The organism is Streptomyces sp. PA03-1a (assembly GCF_033792805.1).
Classification (GTDB): domain Bacteria; phylum Actinomycetota; class Actinomycetes; order Streptomycetales; family Streptomycetaceae; genus Actinacidiphila.
Map to the genome: position 1 here is coordinate 1 of NZ_JARAVO010000361.1, position 6,483 is coordinate 6,483.

The 6,483-nt window shown below is 76.8% G+C and carries 3 protein-coding genes; 1 reads left to right on the forward strand and 2 read right to left on the reverse strand.

The genetic code is table 11. The features are described 5' to 3' along the window. Positions 1 to 1,322 (forward strand): MinD/ParA family ATP-binding protein (locus PV341_RS42845; protein ID WP_500360699.1); only part of this gene is annotated, 1,322 nt, incomplete at its 5' end. Positions 1,323 to 1,398: 76 nt separating this feature from the next. On the opposite strand, the gene PV341_RS42850 is transcribed toward PV341_RS42845, so the two are convergent. Continuing rightward, positions 1,399 to 2,355, reverse strand: a complete 957-nt coding sequence (locus tag PV341_RS42850; RefSeq protein WP_500325796.1) for a bifunctional riboflavin kinase/FAD synthetase — start codon at positions 2,353 to 2,355, stop codon at positions 1,399 to 1,401. A 303-nt stretch (positions 2,356 to 2,658) separates the two neighbouring features. Beyond that, entirely contained in the window at positions 2,659 to 6,315 is a 3,657-nt protein-coding gene (locus tag PV341_RS42855; RefSeq protein WP_500360701.1) for a serine protease, read from the reverse strand. Positions 6,316 to 6,483: the final 168 nt, after the last annotated feature.

Consider the following 6,483-nt stretch of genomic DNA (forward strand, 5'->3'; position numbering starts at 1 on the left):
CCCCGGTCCTGCCGCAGCAGCAGCCCGCCCCGCCCGTGGACCCGCGCACGGCCGCCGGCTGGGGCGGTCCCGGTCCCGGCCAGGAGCAGCAGCAGCGGGTCATGCACGGCGCCCCGCTCGGCTACAACGCGGCGGTGGAGCTCTCCTCGGACCGTCTGCTGCGACAGCAGCCGAAGGCGCGCAGGAACAACAACCAGGCGTCGCGCTTCAAGATCGGCGCGAAGAAGGAGGAGCAGGAGCGCCAGCGCAGGCTGGACCTGATCCGCACGCCGGTGCTGTCCTGCTACCGGATCGCGGTGATCAGCCTCAAGGGCGGCGTCGGCAAGACGACGACCACCACCGCCCTGGGTGCCACGCTCGCCTCCGAGCGCCAGGACAAGATCCTGGCCATCGACGCCAACCCGGACGCCGGCACGCTCGGCCGCCGCGTGCGCCGGGAGACCGGCGCGACGATCCGGGACCTGGTCCAGGCGCTGCCGCACCTCAACAGCTACATGGACATCCGCCGCTTCACCTCGCAGGCGCCCTCGGGCCTGGAGATCATCGCCAACGACGTGGACCCGGCCGTCTCCACCACCTTCAACGACCAGGACTACCGGCGCGCGGTGGCCCTGCTCGGGCAGCAGTACCCGGTCATCCTCACCGACTCCGGCACCGGTCTGCTCTACAGCGCCATGCGTGGCGTGCTCGACCTGGCCGACCAGCTGATCATCGTCTCCACCCCGTCGGTGGACGGTGCCAGCAGCGCCAGCACGACCCTCGACTGGCTCGGCGCGCACGGTTACGCCGACCTCGTGCAGCGCAGCCTCACCGTGATCTCCGGGGTCCGCGAGACCGGCAAGACGATCAAGGTGGACGACATCGTCGCGCACTTCGAGACCCGCTGCCGCGGAGTCGTCGTGGTGCCCTTCGACGAGCACCTCGCCGCGGGCGCCGAGGTCGACCTCGACATGATGCGGCCGAAGACCCGTGAGGCGTACTTCCACCTGGCGTCGCTGGTCGCCGAGGACTTCGTCCGCGCCCAGCAGGCCCAGGGCGTCTACCCGCCCCAGCAGCAGATGCCGCCGCAGCAGCAGGGCGGCTACCCGCCCCAGCAGGGGCAGCAGCCGTACCCGCCGCAGCAGCCGATGCCCCCGCAGCAGGGGTACGGCCACCCGCAGCAGCCGCCCTACGGGCAGCCGGCCCCGCCTCCCCCGCCCGCGCAGGGCGGCATGCCCCAGGGCTGGACCCAGCAGCCGCCCCCGCCGCCGCAGGAGGCGCAGCCCGGGCAGCAGCCCCCGGCGCAGGGGCAGGTCCCGCCCGGCTGGACCCAGCAGCAGTGACGGGAAGGGCCCGTCCCGCCATCGTGGCGGGACGGGCCCTTCGTGTCGGTCGGTCAGCGGCGCTCCGGCCGCCGGTTCACCCGGCGGCGCCGTAGGCGTCGACCAGCTCCCGGGCGCGCTTGACGTCGTCGGCCATCCGCTCCAGGAGCGCGTCGATCGTGTCGAACTTCTCCATGCCCCGCAGGTAGGTGAGGAAGTCGACGGCGACGTGCAGCCCGTACAGGTCCAGCCCGACGCGGTCGATGGCGTACGCCTCGACGGTGCGGGCGGTCCCGTCGAAGGTGGGGTTGGTGCCGACGGAGATCGCGGCGGGCATGGCCTCGCCCTCGACGTGCAGCCAGCCTGCGTAGACCCCGTCCGCGGGGATCGCGGTGTGCGGCAGCGTCTCGACGTTCGCCGTGGGGTATCCGAGGTCCCGGCCGCGCTGCGCGCCGCGGACGACCACGCCCTCGACCCGGTGCGGCCGGCCCAGGATCTCGGCGGCGCCCGCAACGTCGCCCTCGGCGATCAGGCGGCGGGTCATCGTGGAGGAGAACGGCTGCCCGCCACCCGCCTCGCCCGTCAGGTAGAGGTCGACGACGTCCACCTCGTAGTCGTACTTCAGCCCCATCGCGGACAGGAACTCCACGTCACCGGCGGCCTTGTGCCCGAAGCGGAAGTTCGGGCCCTCGACGACGGCCCGCGCGTGCAGCGCGTCGACCAGCACGGTGCGGACGAAGTCGCCCGGCGAGAGCTGCGAGAACTCGGTCGTGAACGGGAGGATCAGCAGGGCGTCGACGCCCAGCTCCGCCATCAGCTCGGCGCGGCGGTGGTGGGCCGCCAGCAGCGGCGGGTGGCTGCCGGGGCGGACCACCTCGCTGGGGTGCGGGTCGAAGGTGACGACGACGGAGGCGACGCCCAGCTCGCGGGCGCGTTCCACGGCCCTGCCGATGATCAGCTGGTGCCCGCGGTGTACGCCGTCGTAGGAGCCGATGGTGACGACGCTGCGTCCCCAGTCCCCGGGGACGTCCTCCAAGCCTCGCCAGCGCTGCACAGTGACCGCTCCTCGACCGCCGATGATTCTTCGATGTGCAGGTCCAAGCCTGCCATGCCGGGGGGCCCACCGGCGCAGCGCCCCCGGTGACGCGGCCGTCGCGGACCTGGCGCGCCCCTCGCCCGACCGGTGGGAGCACCCCCTCCGCCCGGAAGGGACGCGGTACGTGGCGGGACGCGGCGCCGGAGGCACGCGGTCCAGGAGTGCCGGCACGGTGAGCAGCGGCGCAGCACGACGGCCGGGGCATGAGGTGCACGGACCGCAGCGGGCACGTGACGCCGCCCCCGGATGGTCCCTGGCCGGTCAGAGGCCCACCGCCTCCGCCGGCGCCAGCTGGTCGCACATGCGCCGGGCGCTCGGGCCGATCACCGCGTCCCACGCCCCTGGGCCCGCGCCGTCGAGGCCGTCCGCGGCCAGCCATCCGCGCACCAGCCGGGCGAACCCGGGCGACCCGCTGACCAGCTGCACCAGCCGCCGGTCGAAGAGGGCCGCGCCCTCGGGCGTACGGCAGAGCAGGAGGCCCACCCGGTGCACCAGGTCGCGGGTCATCGGGGCCGGCCGCCGGGCGCACCCGTCGGCGGCCGCGCCGAGGAGGGCGTCGAGCACGGCCGGGTCGCGTTCCTGGTCCAGGAGGACGTCCAGCAGCTCCTGGCGCAGCGGGCGGGAGAGGTGGCCGCCCGGTGCGGCCAGCACGGGCGCCAGCACCCTGCGCACCTGCGGCGGGTGCTCCCGCAGCAGTCCGGTGACCAGCGGGAGGAGGACGGCGCGGGCGGCCGGTCCGTGCTCCAGGCGGCGGTCGAGGTAGGCCGCCGCGTGCCGGGCGTCCTCGGGACGGTGGCCGAGGTGGTCCCACACCAGGGCGGCGGCCCGGCGGGCGAGCGCCGGGGTGGACACCTCGGCCAGTTCGCGCAGTACCTCGGCGGCGCCGGGGCCCGGTTCGCGCAGCCGGGAGTGGAACGCGGCGAGCACCTGCTCGGGGTGCGTGGGGAGGGCCGCGGCGAGCGCCGCGGCCGGCAGCAGCGGGTCGCCGGCGGCGAAGCCGTCCAGAGCGGCCCGCAGGTGGAGGCAACGGGTCGCCGGGTCCCGCACCAGGAGGCCGAGCGCGGCGCCGTGCAGGGTGCGGTCGGCGGGTCGGGCCAGGATCGCCAGGGCCGCGTAGCGCAGCAGCTCGCGGTCGGCGGCGAGTGCGGCGTGCGGGGCGGCGAGCAGGCCGTAGGTGGCCGCGGCGGCGTGCCGCTCCGGCCGGTCCTCGTGCGCCCAGCGGTCGACGGCACGGCACACGGCGGACGGCTCGTCCTCGGCGAGGGCCGCCAGCAGTTCCTTGGCACGGGGGTGGTCCGTGGCGGCCAGGACCTCGGTGAGGTCGTCCACCGCCTGCCGCCGGTGCGTGTGGAGGAGGGCCTGCGCCGCGGTGGCGACCGTCGGCCGGGGGCCGCAGGGCGCGGACTGCAGCAGCCGTTCGTCGGTGAACCAGCCGCACAGCGCGGGCAGCGACGGCCGCGGCGTGGCGGCCAGCACCTCGCCGGCCGCCGTCAGGAACCGCTCCCGCGTGCGGTCCGCGGCGCGCGGCGGGCCGTCGGCGGGCAGCAGCAGCCGCAGCAGCGCCAGGCGCTCCTCCGGGGGGAGCCGCAGCCGCCGCCAGAACCACGGACCGAACTCCCCCAGCCCCGCGCCCTCGTGGAAGCCCCCGGCCTCGATCGAACGGACGGTGACACGCTCCGCCAGCAGCCGCAGCACCTCCCGGTACCGCGTCGCGTCCGGCACCCCGAGCAGGGTCTCCCCCAGCAGGTGCGCCGCCCACCACACCGCGTCCGCGCGCCGGGCCGCCGCCCGGCCGGCGCCGTCGCCCTCCCCGCGCGGCCGTGGCACCCCGTCGAGCAGCACCGTCGCGCCACCGCGCGACGCGGGCGCGGCGGCGTCGCGGTCGAGCACCTGGACCAGTTGCCGCAGCCTGCGCCCGAGGACGTCCGGCCCCGAACGGCGGGCGGTGAGCAGCAGCGCCTGTACGACCGGGCCGATGCGGTGCCGCGGCACGGGCACGCAGCGCGGCTCGGAGGGCGGGGCGAGCGGCGGTGCGGGCGGCACCGGCGGCACGGCCCTGTGCCGCGGTTGCGCCCCGGCCCGGGCGGGCAGGCGCACGGGGGCCTCGGCGCAGCCGTCCCGGTCGCCGGCCGACCAGCGGTGGACCAGGGCGTACAGCGCCTCGTCCAGGTCGAGTTGGCCGCCCTGCAGCCAGTCGCCGAACTCCTCGTGCGCGAAGCGGTACCCGGCACCGGCCGGCACCACCAGCCCCTCCGTGAGCACCGCCGCCGCCCACCCGGGGCGCCACGGGAACAGCTCCTCGAAGGACGCCCGGTCCAGTTCGCCCTGGCCCGGACCCAGGCAGCGCCGGGCCGCCTCGTGCGCCTGCCCGGCGACGCGGGCGGCCAGCCGCCGTACCTCCGTTGCCCTCGCGGGGGCCGTGGCTGCCGCGATCCGATGGGCGATCCGCAGGCACAGCAGGTCCAGGTGGGCCGAGAAGACCTCCGCCCGGCCGGGCCGTCCCGTCAGGCCACCGCCGGCGGCCCGTACCTCCGACAGCAGCCGCAGGGCCAGCGGATGCGCCGCGTCCTGCTCGGCGAGGGCACCGGCGGACAGCCCGTGGCGCTCCCGGGCGAGCCGTGCCGGCTCCTCCGGCAGGCCGCCGAGGCGCAGGCAGGCGGGCAGCGCCCGGGCGCCCGGCGGGGTGCCGGCGTCGTGGAGCAGGCCGGGAGGGAAGAGGGCTCCGGCCTGCTCCCAGTACTCGGGGCGGCACGCCACGATCAGCCGCGCCCCCGTCGTGCCCAGCCACCGCGCCGTCTCCGCGGACCACTCGGGCAGCGCATGGGCGAGCAGCGGTGGCATCTCCTCGGGAGCGTCCAGCACGACGAGCAACCGCTGCCCCATGGCGCGCGCCAGGCGGGCGACGGCATCGGGCGACGCGTCGGCCGGCGCGCGTTCCGGCGCCCTCCCCGCGTGCACGATGCGCCCCGCGGCAGCCAGCGCCCGCGCCGCGGCGTCCCTCAACCCGGCGTCGCCCGCCCGCAGTTCGGCCCCGCGCAGCCACAGCGTGGGCGCCGGGTCCGGGCCCGCGGCACGCCGGGCGGCCAACGCCTCCAGTGCGGTCGTACGGCCGCTGCCGGGGGCGCCGACCAGCCCGAGCACGCAGGCGCCCGCCTCCCCCGTGAAGCCTGCCAGCTCCGCCTCCGTGTCCGGGCGCGCCTCGGCCTCGCGCCAGGGCCGCGGCCGGGCCGCCGAAGCGACGGAGCTCGCGGTCAGCTCCAGCGCCCCCGCGATGTTGAGGTGCGGCCCGTACGCGGGCACGGTCGCCGCGTTGCGCGCCAGCGCGTCCGCGAGCGCCCCGCCCTCCGCCGGCGCCCGCAACGGCACCGCGAACCCGCCCGCCCTTCGTCCCGCGTGCAGCGCGGTCACGACGACGCCGTGCACGGCACCGGTCTCGGCGTCGATCACGGGCTCCCCCGAGGCGACGGCACGAAGCGGTTCGTCGTCGCCGCGTGCACCGGCGAGCTCGTACGCCGCGTCGAGGAGGTGGAAGCGGTCCGTCGCGGTGTACGTCACCGGCGCCGTCCCCGCGATCGTGGCCTCCACCCAGGCCGCGCCGCGCAACCGCACGGCCCGCCCGTGCCCCGCGGTGCGCGCGAACCCGGCCACCGGCAGCGGCGGCACGTCCAGTCCCTCCGTCGCCACGAGCGCCAGCCCCAGCTCCGGCAGCGGGGTGATCGCGGGCGCCTCGACGAGGGTCGTCTGCTCCCCGTGCGCATGCAGCACCAGCCGCACGAGGCCGTCCACGGCCTCGTGGCTCGTCACGAGCGTCCCCCGTCCGTCCCGCGCCTCGACGAGGAACCCCGTCCCCCGCGGCCGTCCGGCCAGGTCACGGACGCGCACCAGCGCCCGGTCGACATCGGCGGTCGGTACCGCCATCTGCGCACCTCCCCGCCACAGTGCCCGTTTCGACCGTAGACGTCCGTTGATCGACACAACAGATCCCACGTCGAACGCGCCCCCAAGCGCTCCCTCTCTTCACTCCGAGCGCCTGCCCGTTGGAGTGAATTGATCTTGCCGGGTGGATAGGGACGGGGAGGGAGGGGG

Excerpts from the sequence above, each read along its gene's own strand:
- PV341_RS42855 (WP_500360701.1), bottom strand. The coding sequence starts at position 6,315 with ATGGCGGTACCGACCGCCGATGTCGACCGGGCGCTGGTGCGCGTCCGT.